The organism is Actinomycetospora cinnamomea (genome assembly GCF_003096675.1).
Lineage (GTDB): Bacteria > Actinomycetota > Actinomycetes > Mycobacteriales > Pseudonocardiaceae > Actinomycetospora > Actinomycetospora cinnamomea.
In genome coordinates this window covers 1-1,307 of record NZ_QEKW01000044.1, presented here as the reverse complement: position 1 = coordinate 1,307, position 1,307 = coordinate 1, and the positions used below count along the sequence as shown (strand labels likewise).

Sequence of the window (1,307 nt, the reverse complement as noted above, 5' to 3'; positions counted from 1 at the left end):
TAGCCCGGATCTTTCGTGATCTTGACGTTGGTGATCGTTGCGCGGCTCGGTGGCCGGTGATGGCTGGATTGTGCTGGGTGGGCACGACAAGCTGGCCGCTCTCGGGCGGGCGCCGGGTCCACGGGCCGGTCGGAGGGTCCTGGGTCGCAGGGGCAGCGGTGGTCGCGGGTGGTCAGCCGGGGCGGGCGAGTAGATCGGCGATCGCGGCGCGGCCGGCGAGGACGAGCGCGGTCCAGGGGTGGCCGGTGGCGAGATGCGCGACGAGCACGCGGGCGTGGCGGGCCAGTCCGGCGGCGGTGGCGAACAGTCGTAGCCGCAGCCGCTTGGGTTCCCAGCGCCGAGCGGGATGCTCGGGGTAGCCGAGCATCTGGGTCCAGGCCAGCAGTTCGCAGGCCAGCTGGACGATGGCGCACCAGATGCGGTTCTGGTCGAAGCCGTGCAGGGGCAGATTCTGCAGGCCGGTGTCCTTGGCGGCGCGGATGCGGTCCTCGCAGCGGGCCCGGCGGCGGTGGCGCAGCTCGAGTTGCGCGATCTGGGCGCCGGGTCCGCCGGGGCCGGTGTTGGTGGCGAACGCGGTGACGCGGTTGCCGTCGTGGTCGGTGATGCGTAGTTGCGCGCCGGGGTGCGGGCGCTCGACGCGGGCGATGACCCGCATCCCGGCCGGCCAGCGCGAGAGGTTCAACAAGCCGGTGAGCTCGGTGACCCAGGCGCCGTCGCGGATCTCGCCCTCGGCGTCGAGCGCCGGTGACCACGCGCCCTCGGGAATCTTCTTGAGCAGCTCAGGGGTGTGGTCGGGCAGCCCGAACCCCACCGAGTACGACAGTCGCCGGGCGGTGAGCCAGTCGAGCAGCTCGTGGGTCGATCCGGCCCCGTCGATGCGGATCAGCACCGAGCGTCCCGAGCGGTGACCGCGCTGGTTGTCCGCGGGCAGCTGGCGCAGCGCGGAGCGGATGAGGGTGATGTGGTCGGCGGCGGTGTTCGAGCCGGCGTTGCCGCGGCGCAGCAGCATCCCGACCGGCTCCCCGGTGCCGTCCTGGCCGTGGTCGACGAACGCGGTCAACGGATGGTGGCCATAGCCGCGCTTGAACGTCGGCGCCGCCTGCTCCTTCTCCGAGTGCGCGGTCACCAGGGTCGCGTCGACGTCGACGACCAGCGGACGCCGATGATCAATCTCGTGGTCCGGCGCGGCCGCCCCGGCCCGGCGCCACACCATGCGTCGGGCCGCGGCGCGGGCGGCATCGATCGCGGCCACCGCCCGGTCGGCGTCGCCGGCCAGCGAGCTGATCAGCCGGGAGATCGTCGGGTCC

The 1,307-nt window shown here is 73.2% G+C and carries 1 protein-coding gene; it reads right to left on the bottom strand.

Going from position 1 to position 1,307, the window contains the following annotated elements; all coding sequences use genetic code 11:
- Nucleotides 1-172: 172 nt before the first annotated feature.
- The coding region (locus tag C8D89_RS28630) for an IS1380 family transposase (RefSeq protein WP_116711543.1) at nt 173-1,307 on the bottom strand (1,135 nt) is incomplete at its 5' end.